The 24,886-nt window shown below is 41.5% G+C and carries 22 protein-coding genes and 1 rRNA gene; 12 read left to right on the top strand and 11 right to left on the bottom strand.

Going from position 1 to position 24,886, the window contains the following annotated elements; translation table 11 throughout:
- The 3 genes from rrf to V7L12_RS26455 all read left to right on the top strand — a co-directional run.
- Positions 1-89: ribosomal RNA gene (gene rrf, locus V7L12_RS33370) — 5S ribosomal RNA — on the top strand; the annotation flags it as partial.
- 92 nt (positions 90-181) lie between these two features.
- On the top strand, positions 182-451 hold the full coding sequence (locus V7L12_RS26460; protein ID WP_335088895.1) for a DUF29 family protein: 270 nt from the start codon (positions 182-184) through the stop codon (positions 449-451).
- 15 nt (positions 452-466) lie between these two features.
- Entirely contained in the window at positions 467-697 is a 231-nt protein-coding gene (locus tag V7L12_RS26455; protein WP_335088893.1) for a hypothetical protein, read from the top strand.
- Between the two features lie 982 nt (positions 698-1,679).
- Here the strand turns inward: V7L12_RS26455 and V7L12_RS26450 are convergent.
- Both V7L12_RS26450 and V7L12_RS26445 read right to left on the bottom strand, forming a co-directional pair.
- Entirely contained in the window at positions 1,680-2,444 is a 765-nt protein-coding gene (locus V7L12_RS26450) for a peptidylprolyl isomerase (protein WP_335088891.1), read from the bottom strand.
- Between the two features lie 653 nt (positions 2,445-3,097).
- Entirely contained in the window at positions 3,098-3,472 is a 375-nt protein-coding gene (locus V7L12_RS26445) for a cytochrome c (protein ID WP_334822341.1), read from the bottom strand.
- 209 nt (positions 3,473-3,681) lie between these two features.
- Between V7L12_RS26445 and petG the strand changes: the two genes are divergently transcribed.
- On the top strand, positions 3,682-3,795 hold the full coding sequence (petG, locus tag V7L12_RS26440; RefSeq protein ID WP_063721252.1) for a cytochrome b6-f complex subunit V: 114 nt from the start codon (positions 3,682-3,684) through the stop codon (positions 3,793-3,795).
- A gap of 187 nt (positions 3,796-3,982) precedes the next feature.
- Here the strand turns inward: petG and rsmD are convergent, their stop codons facing one another.
- Both rsmD and hisH read right to left on the bottom strand, forming a co-directional pair.
- A complete protein-coding gene (gene rsmD / locus V7L12_RS26435; protein WP_335088888.1) occupies positions 3,983-4,528 on the bottom strand; it encodes a 16S rRNA (guanine(966)-N(2))-methyltransferase RsmD in 546 nt (181 codons plus the stop codon).
- Positions 4,529-4,612: 84 nt separating this feature from the next.
- Positions 4,613-5,248 (bottom strand): imidazole glycerol phosphate synthase subunit HisH, encoded by a 636-nt coding sequence (gene hisH / locus V7L12_RS26430; RefSeq protein ID WP_292784266.1) that lies wholly within the window; start codon positions 5,246-5,248, stop codon positions 4,613-4,615.
- A gap of 58 nt (positions 5,249-5,306) precedes the next feature.
- Here hisH and V7L12_RS26425 point away from each other — a divergent pair, with 58 nt between their 5' ends.
- From V7L12_RS26425 to V7L12_RS26410, 4 genes are all read left to right on the top strand, one after another.
- Positions 5,307-5,849 (top strand): peptidase C15, encoded by a 543-nt coding sequence (locus V7L12_RS26425; protein WP_335088886.1) that lies wholly within the window; start codon positions 5,307-5,309, stop codon positions 5,847-5,849.
- 31 nt (positions 5,850-5,880) lie between these two features.
- Positions 5,881-7,266: a DUF3370 domain-containing protein gene (locus V7L12_RS26420; RefSeq protein WP_335088898.1), complete on the top strand. Its 1,386-nt coding sequence runs from the start codon at positions 5,881-5,883 to the stop codon at positions 7,264-7,266.
- A gap of 426 nt (positions 7,267-7,692) precedes the next feature.
- On the top strand, positions 7,693-8,127 hold the full coding sequence (locus V7L12_RS26415; RefSeq protein WP_335088884.1) for a response regulator: 435 nt from the start codon (positions 7,693-7,695) through the stop codon (positions 8,125-8,127).
- 102 nt (positions 8,128-8,229) lie between these two features.
- A complete protein-coding gene (locus V7L12_RS26410; protein WP_335088882.1) occupies positions 8,230-8,667 on the top strand; it encodes a response regulator in 438 nt (145 codons plus the stop codon).
- 151 nt (positions 8,668-8,818) lie between these two features.
- On the opposite strand, the gene V7L12_RS26405 is transcribed toward V7L12_RS26410, so the two are convergent.
- The gene (locus V7L12_RS26405; RefSeq protein WP_335088880.1) at positions 8,819-10,153 is read right to left on the bottom strand and encodes a hypothetical protein; all 1,335 of its coding nucleotides are present in this window, start codon (positions 10,151-10,153) and stop codon (positions 8,819-8,821) included.
- Between the two features lie 94 nt (positions 10,154-10,247).
- Between V7L12_RS26405 and V7L12_RS26400 the strand changes: the two genes are divergently transcribed.
- Together V7L12_RS26400 and V7L12_RS26395 are read left to right on the top strand one after the other, a co-directional pair.
- Positions 10,248-10,670, top strand: a complete 423-nt coding sequence (locus V7L12_RS26400) for an ABC-2 family transporter protein (protein ID WP_335088897.1) — start codon at positions 10,248-10,250, stop codon at positions 10,668-10,670.
- A 135-nt stretch (positions 10,671-10,805) separates the two neighbouring features.
- A complete protein-coding gene (locus V7L12_RS26395; RefSeq protein ID WP_335088878.1) occupies positions 10,806-13,007 on the top strand; it encodes a TIR domain-containing protein in 2,202 nt (733 codons plus the stop codon).
- 248 nt (positions 13,008-13,255) lie between these two features.
- Here V7L12_RS26395 and V7L12_RS26390 read toward each other — a convergent pair whose 3' ends face one another.
- From V7L12_RS26390 to hetZ, 3 genes are all read right to left on the bottom strand, one after another.
- Positions 13,256-15,559, bottom strand: a complete 2,304-nt coding sequence (locus V7L12_RS26390; protein WP_335088876.1) for a transglutaminase TgpA family protein — start codon at positions 15,557-15,559, stop codon at positions 13,256-13,258.
- 351 nt (positions 15,560-15,910) lie between these two features.
- Complete coding sequence (locus V7L12_RS26385) at positions 15,911-16,888, bottom strand: PatU (protein ID WP_335088875.1); 978 nt, start codon at positions 16,886-16,888, stop codon at positions 15,911-15,913.
- The gene (gene hetZ, locus V7L12_RS26380) at positions 16,881-18,086 is read right to left on the bottom strand and encodes a heterocyst differentiation protein HetZ (RefSeq protein WP_335088873.1); all 1,206 of its coding nucleotides are present in this window, start codon (positions 18,084-18,086) and stop codon (positions 16,881-16,883) included. Before hetZ ends, V7L12_RS26385 begins: the two co-directional genes overlap by 8 nt.
- 204 nt (positions 18,087-18,290) lie before the next feature.
- On the opposite strand from hetZ, the gene V7L12_RS26375 reads away from it, so the two are divergent.
- Complete coding sequence (locus V7L12_RS26375; RefSeq protein WP_335088871.1) at positions 18,291-18,764, top strand: hypothetical protein; 474 nt, start codon at positions 18,291-18,293, stop codon at positions 18,762-18,764.
- A 555-nt stretch (positions 18,765-19,319) separates the two neighbouring features.
- Here the strand turns inward: V7L12_RS26375 and sds are convergent.
- Positions 19,320-20,291, bottom strand: coding sequence for a solanesyl diphosphate synthase (gene sds / locus V7L12_RS26370; RefSeq protein WP_335088869.1), 972 nt, complete (start codon positions 20,289-20,291; stop codon positions 19,320-19,322).
- A gap of 967 nt (positions 20,292-21,258) precedes the next feature.
- Here sds and V7L12_RS26365 point away from each other — a divergent pair.
- Positions 21,259-21,411 (top strand): hypothetical protein, encoded by a 153-nt coding sequence (locus V7L12_RS26365; protein ID WP_292784313.1) that lies wholly within the window; start codon positions 21,259-21,261, stop codon positions 21,409-21,411.
- A gap of 72 nt (positions 21,412-21,483) precedes the next feature.
- On the opposite strand, the gene murI is transcribed toward V7L12_RS26365, so the two are convergent.
- On the bottom strand, positions 21,484-22,350 hold the full coding sequence (gene murI, locus V7L12_RS26360; protein ID WP_335088867.1) for a glutamate racemase: 867 nt from the start codon (positions 22,348-22,350) through the stop codon (positions 21,484-21,486).
- Positions 22,351-22,478: 128 nt separating this feature from the next.
- On the bottom strand, positions 22,479-24,380 hold the full coding sequence (locus V7L12_RS26355; RefSeq protein ID WP_335088866.1) for an N-acetylmuramoyl-L-alanine amidase: 1,902 nt from the start codon (positions 24,378-24,380) through the stop codon (positions 22,479-22,481).
- Positions 24,381-24,886 lie beyond the last annotated feature (506 nt).

The raw sequence follows: 24,886 nt of genomic DNA, 5'->3' as shown, positions 1-24,886 counted from the left end.
CTGAACCCTTCCCGAACTCAGAGGTGAAACGCTGCTGCGGCCACGATAGTTTAGGGGTTGCCCTACGCAAAAATAGCTCGATGCCAGGTTTCATTTTTCAAACTAAAACCCTCTAGCTCTCATAACAGCTAGGGGGTTTTAGTTTATGCTGAATTTAGTATTGGATAAATTGCTATGACTTATGACTCAAGAACTTTGGGATTTAAGAAAGTCTATTCTTGATGGACGTTATGACGACGCTTTGGTAATTGTTGATGAGCTAGAGTTGATGAGTCGAAAGAGTTATATCCGAAATATTAGGAGTTTCCTCATCAGACTCATGATTCATTTAATTAAAAATCAGGTTGAACAGAGATTAAATAATTCATGGGCAGCTTCTATTGAAGGTTCGATTTTAGAAATTCAAGATTTAAATTTACAGGATAATAAGACTTCTGATTATGTGAAGTAAGATGACTGGGAAGATTTGCTGGATGCTGCTTTTTATGCAGCAATAAAGCCAGCATCTGCTGAAGTTTTCGATGGTTTGTATACACCTAAGCAACTGGAAGCAATGGTAGATAAATCACTGATTGTCTCCATAGCAAAAAAATTTTTAAATTTGACTTATACAAATTCACAAAAGTCTTTACCTGGTGCTATTGATGAGATGCTGAGTAATTTACCTGGTCGGCAAGAGTGGGAAGAAGGTAAGTAAAAATTATTATGTGAGGGATTTGTAGTAAATTTATTAGATTACTCACTATCACCCAAGACAGAATATGCTTTGCTCCAGCAGCTAGGTTTAGGCTGCTACTATTTTAACTTAACTCTGCGCCCATTTGTCTCAACTGATAAAGATATGTGATTGCTTTTTCTAGAGATTTATGTAATTCCTTAACATATTCAGTCTTTTGTTCATACTTCGCTTTGGTACTTGGCGGAAGTTCAGGCTACTGAGTCTACACCAGATAGCTCCCACAATCTCTCAAACAGGTCGTTTCTTATTGCTAAAAGTAGTGGTTCTATCACAAAATATTTATTTGATGAGTCAGATGAATAGGATAAATCTGCTAACTTATTGCAAATTTCTCTGAGATATACAGAGTATGAAGAATTTCTGTGTTTAAAGGATAATTGATAAATTTTCTCCTCTAGTGACTTATAAGATAGGACGGCTGTCATATTTTGTAAGTATTATTATCGGTTTCTTGACTCTGTTCTTATATCGAGATTACGGCAAGATTGAGGATATTCAAAAGTGATATCTTCACATACCTTTGCGATCGCCTACTCTTCCACTACTTCAATCAAATCTTTAATTGATACACCAAAAGCACTGGCTATTTTTTAAACAACAGTCAGGTCAACCATATTCATCCCCCGATGTCGGGCGTAACTTTGCACTGTGTTGTACTTTACCTGGGCATCTTCAGCCACCTCTTTAATTGTCCAACTTCTTTGTGCTGCAAGTTTTCTAATCTTTAATCTACAGTAGCCTCATTTTTATCTTGACAAAGGCCAGATTCCACTTTTTAAATAATTAATGAGGTGGGATTCCATCTACTATATGAACAACATCAGAAACGATCACTCGCCAGCTTGTAAAACTAACAGACTGATCGCTAACCTCAGTTTTGAAGCCAAGCATGGTAGGTGAGTCCCATACTTAGGTTAGAGGTTTATCGCCTGCCTGCCTGTCACGTATCCTCCTCCCCTTGTGGTGCAGACATGATTTGCTTTTGCTGTTCTTGTAGCCAGTTTTCAAAGAGTTCATTCAACAGGCGCATTTTCATAAATTCATCCAGTTGTGCTGGAATAAATTTTTCTAACCGCAAAATAACAAACCATTCAGCGATACGGGTAGGGGGCAATATCTGACCTGGTTGACTGCTAGAGAGCATTTGCACCATTATTGGATGTAGTGCATTCAGTTCAATCGGGCCTACCAAGCCACCAGTTTGGGCTTCCGGACCGAGTGAGTATTCCCGCGCCAAATCAGCAAAAGAGTTTTCTTTTGCCTGAATCCTGAAGTAGAGTTCTTGGGCAATTCCCACATCCTGGGTTCGCAGTAGGGAATAAATTACTTTGTCCAGTTTTGCCTTGGACTGAAAAAAGTAAGATTCCAGTTTATTACCCCAAGTGGCTTGCTTGAATTTTTCAATTTTCAGCTTACGAGTGGTAATAACTTCTAGTTGATCAGGAGTCAGCCCTTGATGTGCCATCCAAGCCTGGATGTCTTCTTCATTTTTAAACTGTTTTTCAGCGTAAAACTGCTGTTTAGCTTGGGCTACTTCCTCAGGGGTACACTCTATTACTACCTTGGCGGAGCGTGAGTTTTGCTCTATCGCCTCATCAATGGTTAATTCCCGCTGCAACTGTGGCAGCATTTGGTAACTTGCCAGTAAAGAAATCAGTTCACTAGCTGTAATTGTACGATTACCGATTTGGATCGCTTCAGTCATTAGCTTTCGGTCATCTCAAGAATATCTAGTCTGTTAAAGAAGCTATACCTTAGCCCATTGTCTAGGAACTTTTACCTTAATTCTAAAGAGTTAGGTATACTAACCTCACTTTCGCAATAATTAAATAGTTACTTGCTAACATACTTAAAAATATACAGTTTATATGAGTTTTTATCAAAGATTCTACGCAAATACTAGCAGATGTGAAGATAAAGACAAAAGACAGTTCTCGCCACTACGACTTTAGAAGACGAAGTTTATCAGACTGAGCTAAAGTGTTTTGAGGTTTCTATTATTATGCATAGAGGCACAGTGGTATTAGTGTCGCGGTTCTTCTCCCAACCTCAAAAGAGCGTTTGGTAGATAAGGGTAGACGCCAAGGACTTTAGTGAGTTTGCGTACCCCTACGGGAAAGCAAGCTACGCGCAGCGTCTCGCATCTAAGCGTTTAGAATGTTTCTCAAGTAGAGCAGGCATAATGTGCTGAGGGCGACGCTCCTACGTTGCTAAAGCTTTTCTACAAGACGCTGCGCAAAAGCTATCGAGCATCTAGGGGGTCTGTTTATAGGTCTAGTAGGTGTAAAAAGGCACACATTATATGCTGCCTTTTCACATAAGGGTATTTATGTATCCTACAACCAAAAATTCTTAGGTTTACAACGACTCTAAATAGTTCAAAAGATCCGCCATTTCTTGAGCACTAGGTTGGAATTTTGGCATTGGCGGTGTTTCGCCACTGATCACTTGGTGAATCAGCCCATACCGAGACTTGTGCTTTGAAACAGCTTGCAAACTGGGCCCCACTCGCCCGTCTGCTTCCAAGCCATGACAACCAGCACAGTTAATTTGAAATATCGCGTGTCCTTGAATTGGGTTTCCTGTTAGGGATAGAACACTCTTGACGTATGGATCGGAGGCTTGAACCAACTGAACACCAAAAAAGCCCAAAGGGACTCCTAGCAGTATAGCCAGCGTCAATAAAACGATCCGCTGAATCAAAATTTCAGGTTTGGTAATCTGGTTATCCAAAAGGTTTGCTGTGAAAGTTTAGGTGTGCTAAAAAGTTTTCATTTCCTACACATAGCTTAAAAGTTCTTGATTGTGTCTGCAAGCACAGAAGACTATTTTTTTGTGGGCAGTCGCCCTCCAAAAGGCTGTAGGGCGCAGGATTCATACGAAATTTGGTAAAATCAAAAACAGGCAACGAATATTTAATAATTACAAAGAGGAGATTTACAGTGGTTGAACCCCTGCTATCAGGTATTGTCCTTGGTCTAGTTTTCGTCACTCTCGCCGGACTTTTTTACGCTGCATATAAGCAATACAAGCGCCCCAATCAGCTGGGGGGATGAGGAAGTGCCCAGTGCTGAGTGCTGAGGAGCCAGTGCGTTGGGCAGATCTGCCGACTTGTACTCCTGCTCTTAAGCAAGCTACGCATAGCGTCTCCGACAGGAGAACAACTGGTGTTGCTGAGTAGGATGAGGGAAGGGGGATAAGGAGGACAAGGAAGCAATTTTTCTCCCCCACTCCCCATTCCTGTCATTCCAAAATTCTGTAGAAAGTAAGTGATGTGTTGCCGTAAACTTTCTGGCGGCAAATTTCCCAAGCGGGAATCTCTGGCGGTGTCCAACCTTGTGAGGAGTGTTCAACTGCGATTTCGCTGTTATGATCTAAAAGTTGATAGTGAGCGATCGCTTCTAATACTGGCTGGTACAATCCACTGGCATAAGGTGGATCGAAGTAGATTCTATCGAATTGCTTACCTGATAAAGTCTTTAACTGCTGGGTAATATCTCCACGCAATACCCGAAATTCTTGGTCGGCATTAGCTAACTGCTGCCAATTTTGTTGGATGGTGACACAGGCTTGGCTCGATTGTTCAATTCCCACTACTAAGCTGGCTCCTCTACACAAAGCTTCTGCGCCCATTGAACCAGTACCGGCGCACAAATCTAGCCAGTGACAACCTGCAATTTCTCCCTGCCAAATATTAAAGACTGCCTCTCTTACTCGCGCACTAGTGGGTCTAGTTTCTTTTCCTGGTAAAGTTTTTAGCTGGCGATTACCGTAAATTCTCAGGCTCATTGGTTATTAGTCATTGGTCATTAGTCATTAGTCATTGGTCATTAGTTTTAGACAAAAGACAAAAAACAAATGACAAAAAGAATATTAGGCAGGGATTTTTTCGCGGACTTGAGCAACGAAATTAGACAGGATTTGCAATCCGATATTAGAGGATTTTTCGGGGTGAAATTGAACTGCCATGAGGTTTTCGTGAGCGATCGCAGCTGTAACGGTTTGAGTACCGTGAGTGATAGTTGCTGCACGGATTAGCGGGTCTATTGGGTCAACATAGTAGGAATGGACAAAATACACCCAAGGATCTGATGGTAAATGCTCCCACAAAATACTTTTTGGTTGAGTCACTTCTAGTTGATTCCAACCCATGTGAGGAATAGTGATGTCAGGTTCGGGACGAAACCGCCGCACTTTTCCTTTGATAATTCCTAGCCCTGGTTGGGTACCTTCTGCACTTGATTCAAAGAGAATTTGCAATCCTAAACAAATTCCCAAAAAAGGTTTACCAGATGCGATCGCTTCTTTAATAGGTTGTTCTAAACCGCGCGCTCGCAGGTGTTGCACTGCTGGATCAAATGCTCCTACTCCCGGTAGGACTATAGCATCTGCCTGCTCTAATTCCTTTGGAGAATAAGTAACATTAGGAGTTGCCCCAGCTTTTTCCAAGCCTTTGCAGACTGAGTGCAAATTTCCCATCTCGTAATCTACGATCGCAATTACTGGCATTTACCTGCTCCTTGTAAATTTATTATGGAGGGTTTTTCTATTCTAAATAATATTTGTTATGAAGAAAAGAATTCTATTAACTTCTTTTGACACTTGGCGAAAAGATCAACAGTCAAATTCTTCTGATGATTTATTACTTGAAGTTACCAAACTTGAGTTGCTCCCAGATTACTTAACTTTTTTATGCCAGTTACCCGTAGATGTTCAACTTGCCAGTACTCAGGTAATGGAAAAAATCAAGGCAATCCAACCTGATTACATCATCTGCTGTGGCATGGCTGCAAGCCGTACACAATTAAGTGTGGAAGCAGTTGCTAGCTGTGGAAAAATTGTTTTACAGACAAAAGTTGATTTAGAAAAATTAGTGGCGGAAGCAGCGGCAATTCAAATTAGCCACGACTGTGGGAAATTTGTCTGTGTTCGCGTAGCGTCTCGTAGAGAAGGTCTTTACTATTCAGTGTTGGACTACTTAAGCCAAAATCAACTCACTGCACGTTGTATTTTTGTCCACATTCCGGTTCTCAATCAAGAAAATTTGATGGGGATTCTTGCCGATTTCGTATTAATTATTAACAAACTGGCACTTTCATCAAGTTGTTAATGTCTGTATGGTGAAAGAAATATCTAAGTATATGTTGCCATTGTTACTAATTTTCCCAATAGCCCAATCAACTCCTGCCACACTACCTGAAGAAGTCGTCCAACCACAAGAAGTACGACCTTTACCAGGGAAGTTGGATACAGTGCCAACCTTTAACAGCAATAGTCCAGAATTGGTGTTGAAAGAAGGAATTTTACTTTCCACCTTTCCACCAGATGGGAAAAAAGTGCCAACAGCGCATTTGAATTTTCCCTTTCGGGGACGATTTGATATTTTTGCTCATCACGTTGCGAAAGCTGAACCACCAGAGAATTTGCGTAGGCGTAGCCCGTCGGAGACATCGCTCTATCTAGGGATAATTTTGCATAACCCTAGTTCGCAACCAGTGAAGGTAAATATTTGGCAGGCGGCGAGTTATTTAAGTCAACCGGATGCACCATTTATTCAGTTACCATCCTTTAGCCAAAACCTTTTAGGTAAAGTTTTTGCCGGCCCAGGCGATCGCGTCATGTCTGATGTACTTAGGGGAGTGCGACAAGAGATTTTTCCTGCCCAAATTCAGATTCCACCAAAGCAAAGTCGGATGTTACTCAATTTGCCAATTCCTGTGCAGGGATTGACACCACCCCTGAATGGTCGGTCTACATTCATCCGATTGCAAAGTGATGGCACTGTCTATGCAGCTAGCCTCGCCATGTTTGCACAGGAGAATCCTGATGGCAGTGAGCGAGCGCCTACCTTAGAAGAGTGGCAGAATTTACTAGATAATGGTGATTTGGCTGGGCCACGAGATAAAACTCCCACTCCCTTAGAGGAAACTGGTAAGCCAAGAATTTATGGGCGTGTTGCGGGAGTGGTTGGTGGTTCACGATGGAGAGCCTTATTAGTAAATAATCCTAAAGCTAGATATCTAACTATTCCCCAGCCTGGTCAAGTGTTTTCCTACGCTCTGAGTACCCTGCATGGCGGTACATTAGGAACTGGTCAAATTCAAAGTGCGCCTATGCTGGTGCGCTATCCTGACACTGCATATCGCGCTCATGGCAACTATGGAATTCAATATAATCTCAAGTTGCCGCTATACAACAATACTCAAAGTCCTCAAACTGTTAGTGTATCCATACAAACACCACTCAAGGAAGATCGGTTATTCAAACCAGGGTTACGCTTTCTGAGTACACCAGATCCTCAAGTATTCTTCCGAGGAACGGTGCGGGTACGTTACAAAAATGACCAAAATCAGCCACAAACTCAGTTTGTGCATTTAGTGCAAAAGAGAGGTCAACCAGGGGAACCATTAGTTTTATTAAAGATGAAACCAGGCGATCGCTCTTTAGTAGAAGTAGATTTTCTCTATCCACCAGATGCCACACCACCGCAAGTATTAACAGTCTCAACTCAAGCTGAACCTCGGTAATGAGTTATGGGTAATAGCTTTTCTCCTATTACCAAAAAATATTAGTCCACTTTGTAAGTACTACAAAAACGCCATCACCAAAACCTAAAAATATTAGAGAAAATATTAAGAATTTTAAATAGATAAAAACTATTTTAAGTTTTTTATCATTCGATAATAACGATAAATCAGCATCGGCTAAACATTTATGATTACGATTGCAAAGCACTATACTTAGACTATTACAGAAGACAACACTTTACTTATGAAAACCATATCGTATATTCCTCTAGATTCCTACGCCGTCTGTTCGAGCCGCTAAATTCTGAGAATTGCGTTGCATAATGTTAAGTAAAATTATGGAAATCTTATTTTTCTATGAAAAATGCACTAATTCTTAAATTCTCATTAGATACTATGACATTCACTTAGAGTAAGGCTCCTGGTATGCCCATTCCCAACACTTCCACACTGGAAGGATTGCGAGTACTAGTGGTGGATGATGACCTGGATTCCTGTACCTGGATGACTTGTTTGCTTGAGTTGTATGGGATTGAAGTTCATTCAACTTTCACAGTACATCAAGCCTTAGCAACATTTGTCGAACTTCGCCCAGATTTAGTACTTAGTGACATTGCCATGCCTGGTGAAGATGGTTATTCGCTGCTACGTCAGATCCGGCAAATTGAAGATAGGCTTGACAAATCCACTCCTGTTATTGCAGTCACGGGACTTGGAGAGTTAGAAGCTCGATTTCCAAAGTCGCAAGCAAGGTTTGACCAATGGTTATTAAAGCCTGTGGACATAGATGAGTTGGTTAGGGCGATCGCTTACCTAACAGGACACTCAATATTGATCGGTGAATTAACTTCTTCATATTGATAAAGCTTTTCACCCCAAGTTTGTGTATTTAGGCTGAATACTTATTCCGCTCCATGCGTTGCAATAGAAATAGCAGACTATAGCAGACAATAAAAGGACGGCATGGCAAGGGATCAAAAAATCAATCAAGAAACTGAGTTAAATTCGTTCCAGCACCTTATTGGAACCCTGATCTTACTGGTAGAAGATGAGCCAGATATTGCAGATTTGCTCACCTTCATTTTGGAAACAGCAGGTGCAGAGGTAATGGCTTTAACCGATGCAGAAACAGCCCTTGACTTGATCGAATCGCTTCATCCCGATATTCTGCTGTGCAATGTGAAGTTGCCTGTTCATGATGGAAATTGGTTAATTGAGCAAATTCGAGTGAATTCTTGCCCATCTATAAGAGAGTTGCCTGCGATCGCTATTACTTCTTATACACGGGAAGTCTCAAGCCATAAAGCTTTGAATGCTGGTTTTAATCGATTTCTAGTCAAGCTTGAGAGTCCAGAACAAATTGTAGATGAGATTGTTCACCTGTTATTTACCGATCCTTAAATATAACTAGCCCACCTTCATCTCGTTTTTGACACTGATTTCACACAACACGCTGTCGGAGCGCACAGCTAGCTATACACTCCTATAAAGCACTTTAAGAAAGGAAACCATATAACCCTAAGTGAGTAGGGTAAAATGTTGGATCTATTTGTTAACCTCGTTGAAAACCCTTTGCTGGCTTTTGTTGCCCCTTACCTTTGGGCTTAGATTTGTTAACTTCTCCTAAAGCTTCCTGAAATAAGTTATGTAAATGTATGGGTACACTGGCAATGTCTGGCAACTCTGGCTCAATAGGTTTGTGGAATTCTTGCAAAAGTGCATCCAAGTCACTTTCAAGCCTAAACTCTGGACGTTGTAAAAATGTTCGCAATACATTTTCTAACTGAGTTGGATACTGTTGTGCTAATCGATTCCAAATGAAAGCATTAATACTTTTATCTTCCAGGTAGTAACGAACTAATTTTTCCGCCCCTTGAACACTTTGCCAGTCCTCTGCTGATAAGATTGCTTGTACCTTACTATATGTTGGTAAAAACATTTGTCCCCAACGGGGATGAGAAAGAGCCGTTACCTGTTCTGCTTTCTTGAGTTCAGCAGGCAAATCAACCTTTGGCATAACCATTTTGCTCTTGCTGCTTTTGCTGTTAAACATCTCAGAGACTACGTTAGAATCAGCACCAAATTCTTGTGCGGCTGCTTTTATTTCTTCGTCGCCAATTCCAGCTGCTTCTGCCACTTCAGCAAGAGATTTAGAAGTATCAATTCCTGCGGCTGCAAAGGTTTTTTCAGTAATTACTTCTTGAAATTCCGCTATTTTTTTATTAAGCTGGTATCCAGGTAGTGTGATTTCATCAGTGCCAAAAAAGTCCACAAACTGCTGATGATATTTTTCTACTGACTGCCAAGCTTCTTCTAGCAAGTCTGGAGCATCGCTGTAAAGATTACTTTTATAGTTTTCTTTGAAGTTACCAATTGCTACGGCAAGTTTTGGTTTACCTAATTTACCCATTATTGTGTAGGGGCCAGAAAACATCCAGTAGCTATCGGTAACGGGAGAAATGCGAGTTAGCAAGATTTCTCCGACTTTCAACCGAGATATTGCCTGTAATGTTTGAGTATTGTTTGGCTTGACAATGTAGCGTTTATCTGTCAACCAGTTCGTCAATTCAAAGCCATCAGGTAAAATATTAGTGATGGCAAACAAGCCAATAAAAGTATGATGCCAACTGTTGATCAGGCTGCGATCGCTTTCTGCTAAATCTGGATGGCTTTCGATAAACAACTCTAATGGTGACTTATCACCAACTTTCCCGGCTGTCAAAAAGCTATCGATGGTTAAGTCCTGCTGTGTACTATCACCACTTCCACGACGCAACTGTTCTGCAGCATAAGTTTCCAATGCTTGTGCCAGTTCGCCTTCAGCATCAAGGACAAAATCAACTAAGGCTTGTTTTAATTCGTGCGATCGTTCTAATATGACATCCACAAGTTAATCTCTCGGTGCAACAGATGTAAATTATAGCTTTTGAGAGAATTTCAGCATCTAGCAATAGCTAGATTTATGGAAATGCACACTTAGCATAATTGCTTTTTGGATATGGAATTTATTTGTGTTTTTTGTCAAGCCTGATGCGGTGCATTTGGCGTTGTTCACTGGATTGACAGTTTCAGTGGCGATGTTGTTTGTCGGCTTTAATATTTTGACAGGTAGCCTCAGCTTTTATCTAGGCAATTCTGAAGGACTGATACAACAGTGGCGAAATGCCATGCTTACCTTCAGTACCTATCCAGCGACTTTGTTTGAGGGAACGGTGAAGCTAGTGCTGTACACGTTGATTCCATCTGGATTTGTGACTTATTTGCCGATTGAGGCATTGCGATCGCTATCTTTGATTCATGCTGTGCTAGCTGTGGTTGGATCAACGACCGTGCTGTTGGTTGGTGCAGGTGTGTTCTACCAGGGTTTGCGTCGCTACTCCTCAGAAAATTTGATGCAGATGTGAGGTTAGGTTGAATGTTGGCAAACCTTCAACATTCCAACAAGTTGTCGTTGGTAAAATAAATTGGTTTGTATTTTTCAGCGACAGTAAGAGCAAAGTTATACTAATGGCTGAGAATACATCTGTTGCAGATTTATTATGAACGATACAAGTTCGGTCAAAAGAATTTTGGTTTTAGCAGCGAATCCAAAAGACACTTCAAGATTGCGATTGGATGAAGAAGTTCGAGATATTGAGGCAGGGCTGCAACGCTCCAAAAATCGTGACCAGTTTGTATTGACTCAAAAGTGGGCGGTACGACCAAGAGATATTCAACGAGCGATGTTGGATGTTAGTCCGCACATCGTGCATTTTTCTGGACATGGTGCCGGAGACGAAGGTTTAGTATTCGAGGATGAAACTGGACGACCAAAATTGGTTGAAGGGCAAGCTCTGGCTAGGCTATTTGATCTGTTTTCTGACAGAGTAGAGTGTGTTGTCCTGAATGGTTGCTATTCAGAGGTGCAAGCACGATCAATTGCTCAATACATTAAAAGTGTCATCGGTATGACACAAGCAATTGGAGATGAAGCTTCTATTGAATTTTCAGTAGGCTTTTATGATGCTTTAGGAGCAGGTCGTCCAGTTGATTTTGCTTATAAACTTGGCTGTAGCGCAATCGCATTGGCAGGAATTACTGAAAATTTAACACCAGTTTTGATACAAAAGACTAATAGCATAAAGCCTTTTATATTTAATACAACACCTCAACCAGAACAGCAACGTAGAAATCAAAAAATAGAACTTTTTATCTCATATTCACACAGAGATGAAATATTGAGAGATGAACTAGCTAAACATCTCAAGTTGCTAGAAAGACAGCAAGTAATTTCTGCTTGGCATGACCGAGATATTAGTGCAGGCACAGAATGGGCTGGTCAAATCAGTAAACACTTAGAAACAGCTAAGGTAATTCTGCTGCTAATCAGCCCTGATTTTCTCGCCTCTGACTATTGTTATGACATTGAATTGTCACGAGCAATGGAACGACATGAATCAGGGGAAGCTCGTGTTATTCCAGTTATTTTACGATCAGTTGATTGGCTTAGTGCACCATTTGGAAGGTTACAAGCATTACCTAATAATGCAAAACCTATAACTACTTGGGAAAACCGGGATTTAGCATTTACAAATATTGTTAAAGGTATCCGTTTAGTTTGCGAGGAACTACTCAGAGAAAAACAAGTTATAGAAGCCATTCGAGAAACAGGAATGGTCACTCCGGAATTAACTATACAAAACTCTGAATTTCTCAAAAAGTCATTCCCAATATTTGAAGTATTTAAAACTTCCGGAGTTCCAACAGTAACTTTTGTGGAACCCCAGAACTTTCATTTGATTAAACTTGCCTTGATGCAGCCTGGAGTTGGTGTTGTTATTGAAGGTCCTTCTGGTATTGGAAAGACAACAGCTTTGAGAAAAGCTATTGAAGAAGTTTATCCAGAAGATAAAGGACTTCAGATTAGAACTTTGAGTGCCCGTAATCCGCAAGATTTATCTAATATTGGAACAATACAACAGTGGCACAACGGAATAGCTATTATAGATGACTTTCATCGATTAGAAGCGAGCTTGCAAGAGAAATTAGTTGACTATCTCAAGTATCTTGCTGACAATGAACTTCATAAAAAGTTGGTTATTGTTGGCATACCAAGTACGGGTAAGCGTCTTGTAAATTTGTCTTTTGATGTCGCAACAAGAGTCAAATTCTTTAAGCTTGGAAGAGTGGCAGATGAAATTATCCTTAAAATGATCAGAAGAGGAGAAGCAGCTTTAAATATAGTTTTTGACCGGAAAACGGATATTGCTCGTTCCGCAAATGGAAGTCTGAATATAGCTCAATTTTTGTGTTATCACCTAGCAGCACGAGAAGGTATTGCTGAGACTCAAGACAGTACGGAGATTATCGCTGGCAACCTTGAAATTGTAATTTCGGAAATTATGAGTAACGAGCTATCTTTAAAGTTTGAAGATGCTGTAAGATGCTTTGCCTCTTTAGATGACTACAATGAAAGAACTTGCATTGAGCTTTTCAAAGAGCTAGCTCGTAGTTCAGACGGATTTCTATCGCTTAAACACATAAGAGATTCTAGACCTGAAATAAGCCAAGGAATTAATCAATTTATAGCGAATGATTACATCAAAATATTGTATGAAAGATGTCCTGAGAGTAGTAAATACTTGCTATATGATAAAGAGTTATGTGCCCTTATTGTAGACGATCCTCAATTAGTATTTTACCTGTTGAATACTCCTACTGATCGTCTAAATACATTGGCAGGTAAAGCACCAATAAATTGAATGTTCTAAAGAGCCTCAAAGTGTCACTCACGCAAAAGTCCAGAAAGTATAGAGGTAAAAAATTTAGGTATTCTTACCTCATAACAGATGTAGTAAGTAATTTTGCGTTGCATATTTGCCGAATGATTTTAATGGTTTTATGGGATGGGTGTCTCGTCCGTCCTTTGTATTTTGGGGCAGGTAAGATACCCACCCCACAAGATTCATCCCTAGATTCAGCAACGCCAGTAATTTATGCGAAGTCTAATCTACCTAGCAGTCTTTTTGATACCTTGCCAGCTTTCTCGCAATCGCTTCAAGTTAGGAGTATGACCACCATAACGCCAGCCAACATAGGCTTGACAAATTTCATCTATTACCTCAGCAGTTGCCGGGGCATGATGCTGATATGAGACTCTGGCATACTCTAAAGGTGTTTGTGCTGGATGCTTGCCTAAACCTTTTTGGGTTGTCCATTGCAGCATTTGTTGATAAAGGCTCTCCATCGCTGGCAATTTCTTTAACCATCGACGGTTGCGCCACTCTCGCCACTGACCCCAACCCAGCCAAGCGAAGAAACCTGCTGTAGTCCCCACAATTAAGCCAGTTAATACACCAAACCAACCTTGAGAGAATAAAGCTAAAAACCAAGCGATCGCTCTAATCACCCACTTAAATATTGTCTCAAATAGATTATTCAACAAGCCTGTCACCGGAGACGGTAGCCAGCCAGCAACCCAATGCCACAATTGGCGCAACACACTAAAAGTCTGAGTATCTTCAATGGATGGCGGAATCAGAGGATGATTGGGAATAGGGTCAAAGGCAAACCAACCATATTTCGGAAAATAGACTTCCGTCATCGCATAAGCATCAGTATTACGGACAACATACAGCCCTGTAAATGGATTAAACTCTCCCGCATTAAACCCTGCTACCAACCGCGCGGGGATGCCAATGGAACGCAACATCACCGTGAGAACTGTTGAAAAGTGGTCTGGATAGCCTCCCTTTTGCTTAAACAAAAAAGTTTCTACCAAGTCTTCTTTTTCGCTCAAATAAGGTAGTTCTAAGGGATTTTGGGGAATAGAGTAGCGTTGCTTTAAATATTGAGCTAAGTAGAGAGCCTTCTCATAAGGTGAATCCAGGCTTTTAACAGACTTTGCGACTTTTTCTTGATTGTAGTTAGCGAGGATTTCTTCAGTACGTTGTCGGACTTTTTCGGCAATTTCGGGAGGAATTTGCAAATAATACTTTTTAATTTGTGGTGGATATTTAGTAGAAGCTTCACCTAACAAAGTGCGATCGCGGTATGGCACTTCGGAAACTATTGTGTAGGTAAGACCTTGTGATAATTCTACAGGCGATCGCAATCCGTCTTCTTTATCAACAGCGATCACTGGTGCTGGAAAGTAAACTTCCTTGGGATAAGTCATCGCTGGAATTAGGTTAGGCAAATCTGACACCACTGTATAAGTTTGTACTACCTCTTGGGTTTTACCAGTGAGCACAGATGGGGAAAGAAAAATTTGGTAAGACCAAGGCGATCGCCTAACAGTCGTCACATCTTCATTGCGAGAAACTTCCCATCCCTTACCTGTATAGCGATCGAATCCTAATACTCGCCAAAAACCTTCAGCTTGCGATCGCACCCGCATTACAACCTTGGGTTTCATCTCGCCCCGCAGGTTTTGGTTTATTTGGCTATTAAAACCGTAATAAAAATTATTATCTATTTTACCTGGTTGACCAGTTTGATTTTGTCCCGTACCACCACTACCACTGCCTTGATTCTCACCTTTACCTTGGCGGATATAACCGGGATTAATGATACTACGTCCGGTGAAATTATTTTTTACTTGAATAGCAGAACTTACAGGAAAATTCCGTAATTGATAGCCGGGAAATCTCGGTAAAACAGCAAAAATTGCCAGCCCCAGACCAACAATTAGTAAAAAATTTAGAATTAAAAATTTGAAATTCAGACTTGAGGAATTCTGCTGGTTTAATTTTTCATTTTTTATTTTTAATGGCTGCAAACCCAAGCGTGAACGGTAATCTAATACTAGAGTTGGCAGAGCGATCGCTAAAAATAACAGCAACACAGGTGCAAATGCTAAAGTCTGACTTAGAGTTGCTGCCACACCTAATAAAATCAGTCCGATCACAATCGAATAGCCCAAATTTTTCCGGCGCGGTGTATCAAAGCTGTGTAACACCTGGAGTTGAATTAATAACTCTGCCAAACCCAACCGCGTATCATTCAACTCTCCTACTAATCGCCCAAAGAAAGCACCCAGTGCTACTAACATGCCGATGGCGATGCAGAATTTAATTGCAACATTGCGATCGCGGCGACGATAATAACTCCAAATTGTACCCACTACACTTAGGGGTAACGCCCAAAAACTAAATGAAGTTTCAGCGGCAATATCCGTCGCCACAATTCCCAAAATAACCAACGCTAGCACCAGCACCCGCAATAAAATTGAATCTTCCACTTCAATCAAAGGCGACCCCTGCGGATTTTGCCGCCAGAAATTACCTACAGGGATACGCCAAAACCGATTCATCCTGGATAAGTTAAACATTTGAGTCTAGTAGAAGCAATGATGTAGATGCAACAAACACAATGCGGGGGACGTAATTTGCTACCCTAGCACTGTGTTAAAAAATGATCGATAGGGGGTAGAGATGGAGAGAAACGAGAAATGGGTGACACGGTGAATCGAGAAATAATCAAATACTTTCTCAATATCTCCATGTCCCCATATCCCCGTGTCTCTGTGTCTTTGTAATAACTGCTTCTCGTAGACACCCTAATGACTGTTTATTGAAAAATAGGATGAGCTTCAAAACCAGGAAAATCCTCTTAATATATATCGGCGTTGATTGACATAGTGTGCTAGCGGTGGAAATTTAAACTAAATCGTGGGATTAATCACAAACAACAACGACTGTTCGTCTATTTCTGGAAACTCAACTTCCAGGGTATAAGTTGGGTTAAGTTGCTCACAGCCTAACTCTACATTTAAGTATCCCGAAGTCGAAGATGTTGTCATTGCTAAAGTGCCACTTCCCCGCAGCGTCAAAGTTCCTTTAACAGGTAACTCAGCTTGAACAAGCAACTTCGTAAATTTACTTAGAGACTGGTATTCTACTCTGATGTTCAAAGCACCAACACTGGTTAGCCATTGTCTTTCTACCACCGGACTGGTTGCTGAAAGTGGTAGAGTCAGATTTTCCAGCAGTTGTTTAGCTGCTAGCAAAGACAAAGCCATCTGTTGACGCGGTTGTAAATCTGAGTAATCGCTCTGAATCGCGGGCATTGTCTCCAGAGTACTGCCAGACCGATAGGTGCTTCTTAGCACCAATCCAGCTATGTCATTTAGTGCTTGAGACTCATTGGGAAAAAAGTTCTCCACCACTTGAACTAATTTTGCCCCCAACGGCACTGAAGATGTCACTAAAGCCTGACATTGTTCTAGCAATTGCTGGAAAACTCTTTCCGGTAAGCGAGTCGGCAAGGTCAACTTTGACTGTTGTACCATCCATCCCCAGCTAGGAACGAGTGTCATTGACGGCTGATCAACAAAATCAGGATATTCGATTAATTGTGTTTCCCAAGGAAACAACGGTGGGTGGTCTTGGGCTTGGATTTGTAACCGATGCTTAAGGACAGCTTGAAAACGATCTTGCACAGTAGGAATTTCTCCCAGTTGAAAGGTCTGGGGCGTTCCTCCCAATTTTGGCTCACTGCTTTTTGAAGCAGTGGCTTCCTTCAGGAGGTTTTTTACCCCGTCATTTTCCTCACATTCTACCGATTGCTCGTTATTTTTGACATCATCTGTCAATAACCAATCGAGACACCGGTGTTGTAAGGATTCTGAGTCACTATTCATGAGTAGATGCACCTGATCCGGAAACTAATGAGTTACGAATTTCCCAAGCTTGCTCAAGAATCTTAAACCATCGTTTTTGCAGTTGTGCCATTGACAGCCCTAAAGTTTTTGCTATTTTTTCATCAGCTTGTCCTTGTTGCTTCAACTCTAATAAAGACCGTTGCTTGTTGTCCAGCTGTGCTGTGTATACTTGCCATTGCTGAGGAGTTAAGCCCAAATTGGTGTGCAAAGATGCTTCCAGCCACTCGTGAACTAATTCCCAACGGTGCAACAGGGCAAACCGAATCAAATGATACTTAAAACGCTGCTGCAAATAATCTCTCTGACGAGGAGTTAAACCTAAAATCGACTCAATTTCCTGTGCTGATAAATCCTGGAGGCGGAGGGAAAAATAATCAGCGCAGTCAGATTGTTGTCGTTGTTCGAGATAATTCATTAATTCCGTGACAACAACAGAGCGCAAGGTGTCTTCTTCGGGTTCGGGTTCGGCTTGTGTTGCCATTGTGGAGCGCAATTGGTGAATTGCTGGTTCTTCCCAAGAACCGTCACCTTCATTATTGCTACCTTCTGCGGCTTGTTCTATATCTACGCTGGTTTCTGGGGGCTGCTGTTGGGAAAAAGTTTGCGCCCGCAGGATAATTAGCTGTTGCTGACGGCCTGGTAAGGGAATGCGTCGCTTGCCGTAGCGCTCGGTAAATGCCATATACTCGGACAATTCCAAGAGCGTCTGAGGGCGATAAATAGCACCGAGTTGATTTTCTCGCCGGAAAGCGTTCAACGCCTCCAGATAAAAACTCTGGAGGAAATCTTCAATTATCGTTAGCCGCCCTTGATAGCTCAATTGTCTCTGAGGAGGATTAATATATCGATAAATAATTGCACTCAGAGTACTGTGTAATTCGACTCTGCCCCGATTTGAACCCAACTGATAGTATCTGAGACACTGTTGCAGCCGATGCCGAGCCAAGGTCATCGCCGAGCTTTCTACAGATCCAGAAGCTTGGATACGTTTACTCTCATGACAAATCCGGTAGACTTCGGTGGTAATACGTGTTGCGACATCGTGACAATTCTGTTCCGAAGCTTTGGTTGACTGCTGAAACTCCTTGGACAGGAGTTGAAAGATCGCCTCCACGCCTGTAGAATTTTCTCCCAGAATAGTTGCAGATGGAATAGTTGCGGTTGCGGCTGAATTCATAGTCTCGGTTTTCAAAAGACCCTAACTTACTTAAATACAACCTGTAGGACTGTGGGTATTGGCTTTTTTGGTTTTACGTATAAGCTAAACGCAGGCCAATCCTATATTGAGGATGTGGCTGATTTTATTATTCCCAATTCTGATGGGATTGTTCACACTTGATAGATGTTATTGCCATTACCCAAGAGTCATATACAAGTCATTATGGATTTAGAAGCACAAATTCAATTGCTGATTGACAATGCACCCCGCGATGGTATGACACCACATCTTGTTACAGCAATTGCTCCTACCCTTAGAGCGATCGCTCAAAAATTACGCTACTCCCAGTACTATATTCTCCAAAATTCGGAGTCAAGCTGGGTTTTAACTACATTGAGCAATCGTGCTAACCCAGGATTGGAAAAACGTGTGATTTACGCTTTCCCTACCATACAGGATGTCTCTCTAATTTCCCCTGATGGGCTTGACCCTCAAATGCTAGCTAAAATTACTCCTGTCACCCATATTTTGTTCCAATTGGTGGCATTAGAACCCGTAGATAGTATCGTTTTTTTGGAGACGCCGGGTAAGACCACTCATACCGTCGAAGTTCGACGCACTGAACTAGAAAAACTCATGCAGAAACAGTTACGACAAAAGCGATCGCCTAAACAGATACCCCCTGATATTGCATAGAAAAAATTTGGATGTGGAGTTTTTTAGATACAACCCCACATCCAAAATTTTAAATCTCAAATTCTTTTAAAAAAGTTTTCTAAATCAGTGAAAAAAGAAATTTTTTCTTTCCGTTACACCATGCGACTAACTCAACTCTCGTGAAACCTAAAATTGATTAAAAAACAGTTCTCAGTGAACATTTTCCCATTTTAAAGTTTTAGTTTCCTAGTGAAGCAGAGTTTTATACTTAAAAACTTTCACATCAAAAAATATCTCATTCTTTATTGTGGGGTGTTTAGTAACCAAAAGCAGGCAAGTCTTTAGAGTGAGCGCTCAGTCGAACACTATCCACCCCACAAGTAGTAGTAATTTATTTTTTGGAAATCCCTAAGAACTTACAAATAAAAACCCCACTTTCTACCTGCTAAATAAGTGGATTAAATTAAAAATGAAACTACTTTAGTGTGTTAAAGCGTTAGCACAACACAACATTTCGGGTTTTCGGTGCGTTACGGAAGCCACAATACACCTACATCTAAATCTCCACTTTCTACCTGAGAACTGATAACTGATTTAATAGAGGCGACTCAGTGTGTACTCAGCTATGTTAATCAATGCCTGGTGGGATTCTGAGAATGGAAGAACTGCAAGATGTTCAATTGCCAACTTAGCATGGTGAGCAGCTAACTCTCGCGCCTGCTGTATACCTTGACTATCTTGAATCAGTGCTAGTGCTTGCTCTAAATCTCCTTCTTGAGCAAACTCTCGATCAATCAGCACTTCCAAAGATGGTTTTTCCGCCAAAGCAAATAAAACGGGTGCAGTCAGATTACCACTTTTGAGATCCGACCCCACTGGTTTACCTAAGGTATCTGTTGTACTGGTGAAATCTAAAATGTCATCGACAATTTGAAATGCTATACCAAAATGACGACCGTAGCTATACAGATGCTCAACAGTTTCTCGCGAGACTTCACTGAGTAAGCCAGCAGCTTTAGAACTGTTGGCGATTAACGAAGCTGTTTTGTAGTAACTCTTCTCAATGTACGTTTCAATAGAAGTACCAGCATCAAAACGATTTAGTCCCTGCTGAATCTCCCCAGTAGCCAGATCCATAATGACTTCTGAGAGCAGTTTCACTACTTCCAAATTGTCCAAGTTTGCTAAATACCAGGAAGATTGGGCAAAGAGAAAATCTCCTGCTAAGATGGCAATGCGGTTCCCGAACAAACTATGAACGGTAGGAACGCCTCGCCGCACGTCTGATTCATCTACCACATCGTCATGTACTAAGCTTGCTGTGTGAATCATTTCTGTAATCTCAGCAAGGCGGCGATGACGCGGTGTAATGTCTTGTTCTAACATTGTTGCCCGCGATATTAGCAGGACAATTGCTGGTCTGATACGCTTTCCCCCAGCTCCGAATAAATGTTCGGCTGCTGCAAACAGAATGGGGTGGCGATTTCCAACTAGCTGTTTTAGGTTATCTGCTAGTAGTTGCAGGTCTGCTTCCACAGGGGTAAACAGGGAGGTGGCTGGGGTCATGGATGGGCGGACTCTGACTTAGGTTACGAAAGTTTACATATCCTATACTCATTTTAAGATAACCCTGTGCCAGCGCAAAGTTTTCATCAGGTAATCCCGTTTTTATGAGTCTATGGGTGATAATTAAGGTTGCTGAGGTTTTTGTCAATAAGCAATTATGCTTAATTTGTGGCTACTCAAACTTTAAACTAACTTAAAACATGAATTCTCAGTACACGAGATAAATGTCAGATTAAATTGTGTTAAGTAGTTTCTCCTCTCACCTTTCTTGCCACAGTTAAAAAGATAATTTAAGCAATATTACTTATTGACAAAAAGGAAATGATTTAATTTAGTTGCCAATAGTAAGGCTAAATTTCTCCAGATTGAGGTGTAGCTCTTCAAAAAATTTGAAATTTAGCAGCCGAATAAGCTCAAAATTCAGGGTCGTTGTGTTACGCTAAAATATAGTAATTTTAAATTTTGTAAGGTATTCGCACCCCAAAAGTTAAGTCAGCTACTAGTTGATTTTACGGATTTGGTGTTGTGAGTCTAAAAGAAATATTCGTCGGTGAGATTAAGGGAATAAATTCTTTAATTTTTCCTACGATAGGCAAAACTCCTGGTTTGGATCTGTGTGATATTCCTATGGGAAGCCGCTACACGTACTCAGCGCACGTAGAGCGCAAGCATTGCTCTTTTCCCAGCAGTTTGAGCAAAAATAAAGCAGATCGAGTAGACCGCTGAGAATCGTAGTTTTAGATTGCTAAACGGCAAGCTAACTGCTGTGGGATCTATGGTCTCCAAGAAGTCGCATTAGGTTATAAATTCTTTGTCCGTAGAGGATTTTATCTCTATAGGTAATTTTGCCATAGGAAACTACAGTCATCAAGAATGCACTTGCTTGGCTGAGGTTCTACTAATTTTATGGAATTTTATATTCGTTTAGAAGGGTGCTAGTAGAACAATGATTTACGGAAGTATACCTATGATGATTTTTATTTTAGCCTCTGGATATTTGTTCACAGTCTACCTGTTATTAGCATTGGCAAAGCGAACGGGTGCAAAGACTGTTCCTACAAGTTTCCCTTCATCTACCGAAGGAAAACACAAGCAGGAGATATCAGTTAATAGTCAATAGTCATTTGTCATTTGTCCTTCGTCCTTCGTCATTTGTTTCTATAAATGACTAAGGACTAAGGACTAATTAGTTTTATTGGAGTTGGGAAATAGCAATATCGGTGAAGGAAACCTCTTCAACCATTGGGGTATAGCCTAGCCACTGCACTCCTGACTGGGAAAACTGTTGCGGACAACCGCTGACGGCGAAGCGAGTTGGGAATGGTAGATGAGTATTTCTTAAGCCTAGTAAGTCTAGTTCTTGGGCACAAGCTGCCACAACATGAACAGCTGGATCGACCAACTGAACTTGAGAGGGGAGGAGCGATCGCAGTACTGGTGTAAGGTGGGGATAATGAGTACAGCCATGAACTAGGGTGTCAATTTCCTGCTCTAATAAAGGCTCTAGGTAGGCTCGTGCGACTTCCGCAGTGTAAGGATCGTGAATGCGGTTTTGCTCGATGAGTGGCACAAACTCTGGACATCCTACTTGCCAGACTTGGACATCAGGAGCAATTTCGAGAATAGCGTGCTTATAAGCATTACTCTTAGCTGTGGCTGGAGTGGCAATTACACCAATCCGCTTTCCTTGCTGCACCGCAGCTTTTGCACCCGGTAGGATTACTCCCAAAATAGGTATGCTGAATTCTTGACGTACGGTTTCTAGGGCTAAAGCAGAACTGGTGTTGCAAGCCATAATTACCATTTTTACCTGCTGCTGTTGTAGCCAGGTAATAATTTCACGTGTAAATCGTAAAATTTCTGCTTGTGAACGAATTCCGTAAGGAAGTCTAGCTGTATCCCCAAAGTAAACAATTGATTCATTGGGGAGTTGTCGATATATTTGTCGTAGTACTGTTAGCCCACCCACACCACTATCAAAGATGCCAATTGGGGCACGTTGGGGTTCTCGCTCGGAAAAATCGTCAAGATTCCCTTCAAAAATGGAAGATGAATACACAGGCAGATATATATTTAGGTTTTGGGATTTAAAATACAGAATTTAGCAGACAATCTCCAATTTGACCACTAAATTCTGCGCGTCAAAGAAGTTTAAATACACCTCTTTAATTAGTAATTTGTACTATATTACCTCTGCTGTAAGTATTTTAGAATGCCACGAGCGATCGCTTCTGCCATCCGATTTTGATATTCTGGTGTTCCCAATCTGGGATTATCCTCGTAACCAGTCATATAGCCTGTTTCTACCAAAATCGAAGGCATGGAGCTTTTCCTAAGAACATAGAATCTGGCTTTGCGGGTTCCCCGGTCTTTAATAGTGCCGATGTCCTGAAGAATGGTTTTACGAACTACTTCAGCCAGACCATAACCGCTCTCGTAATAATATACTTCTAAGCCATTGACATCAGGGCGATTATCAACGGAATTAGCGTGAATGCTGACAAACAAAGTCGCATTAACCCGCTTGGCAATATCTACCCGTCCCTGAAGTTCTACGAAAAAGTCGGCATCTCGCGTTAGTACCGCTTGTACACCATTTTGCTCTAAAATTGCTCCTACCCTTTTCCCAATAGGCAGAATTACATCCTTTTCTAAAAGTCCTCCTAGACCAGGGGCACCTGAGTCTTTTCCACCATGTCCTGGGTCAATAACTACTAGCAATTTCCCTCTGGGAGCCGAGGGGCGTGGCTGTGGCTGGGAGATTGGACGGGGATTATCTATGGGATTTGGTAATTGACCTTGGTCTGGCGATGGCAGGGGAGGTAAAGCAATGGGCGGTGTGATGCTGCTAGTAGAGCGTCGTAATTCTAAAGCTAAAAGCTGGTCGCCAACCTGGTTGAGTTCCCCAATTTGTACTCCGGCTGCTGGTTGAACTAAGATGGTGACAGTGTTGGATTCTTGTGGTTGCAGGCGTACTCGCAGAATCGGGCTATTAGGATTGAAAGTCGGGCCTGTGACTTTGGGAGCTAACTTAGCATTGTTGATAGTGATGCGGAATAGACCAGAGGTTCTATCCCAGCCTCCTGTAGCAGATAAAGTTTGGTCGGCTCGAATCAGCAGTTGTGTGCCATTATTAGCTAGTTGCACAGACTGAATGCTAGCAGTTGTGTTACTTGGTGCTATGGGACGTGGACTGTTATTTCCAGGCAGCTGGGCAACCCCACGACTGGGTAGAACCACAAAACCACCAGCACTGCTAGTGGTTGCTCGCCAATTTGGACTATTTTCATCTACTTGTAAAGTCAGGCGAACAACAGATGGGCTGGTTTGCAGCTGGGTGAACTGGATACGGCTAACACCATAGCGATTAATTGACAAATCTCGCTGCTCTAAACTTGGTGATAGAGTTGCGCCAGCAATGTCGATGTTAATTGCCTTCTGATCGTTGCTACGATTTACCTGAATCTGAGGATTACCACCATTGGTGCGGATAAAAAAACCATCACCAGTGACTTGTAAGTTCTCAATTTGAGTAACTTTGGCGACAACCATTCTGTTGTTAAGTGGATTTACAGAACCGCTTGTCACCACATTGTAAATATTCCTTGGGGGGAATGTTGGTGTAGATGTTCTGGGTGAAGTATCAGTGGCTATAGCTTGTTCTGGTTGCCCCTGAGTGTTTCTTGCGGGTACATTGTCGGCTTCTGGCGTAGGTAATTGCACTGTCCAGCGATCGCCAGTTGTACCCACAAATTGCACTCGTTTGGGGTCTAAACTATAACCAGGAGTCAGTTCAACCACAATGCGCGTTGTTTGTTCGTCAAACTGCCCAACACGGATCGAACGAATTGCACCGCCCACTTGTTGGGTTAGCTGCGGGCGGCCAAATGAGGTTCCTGGTAAATCAATTACTAGACGAGTCGGGTTAAAAATTAATTGTGCTTGGGGTTGAACATCCCCTTGAGTATTAATTTCCAGCCTGTTTTGATTAGCATCAAAACGCCAAGATTCAAGTCTCGCGGCCATTGCCGGCGACGATAGCATGAAGATGGTTCCAATAGTACTGGATAGTAACCAGCGTAATTTCACAGTCTTTTCTCCTGATTCATATTTATGGGAGCCGTCAATATCTCAACATATTGGCTAATCCTCACACCGTCACCGCGCACACTTGAGTTTTGCGCTGTTATTTAAGACACAGCTAATGGCGTAAAATATAGCACGCTCCTCTGATTTTGCCATGTCATTAGCCTATATAAATTTGACTGCAAATTTTAAATTTTAGATTCCCGATTTTAGTTTTCTGCCAGACTAGCGTCCTGCTACATTAATACCTGTTGTAGGTGATACAAATCCAAAATCCAAAATCGTTCGACTGAGCATAGCCGTACCCCTCCGGGGAAGCAAGTTACGCGTAGCGTTCCGCAGGAAAGTCTAAAATCCAAAATTTGTTGACTTGCAAAGTATCAAATGACAATAACAAAGAAGTCACTCCTATCCCGCCGCAAGAATACTTAAATTGTTTTACTACTAAATTGGATAAAAATGGTAAAGATTAGATGTACTTACTCAACAATTTTAAAATTTAGACTAAA

The sequence above is a fragment of the Nostoc sp. genome, from assembly GCF_036918245.1.
Lineage (GTDB): Bacteria > Cyanobacteriota > Cyanobacteriia > Cyanobacteriales > Nostocaceae > Nostoc.
This window is presented reverse-complemented; position numbering and strand designations above follow the sequence as displayed.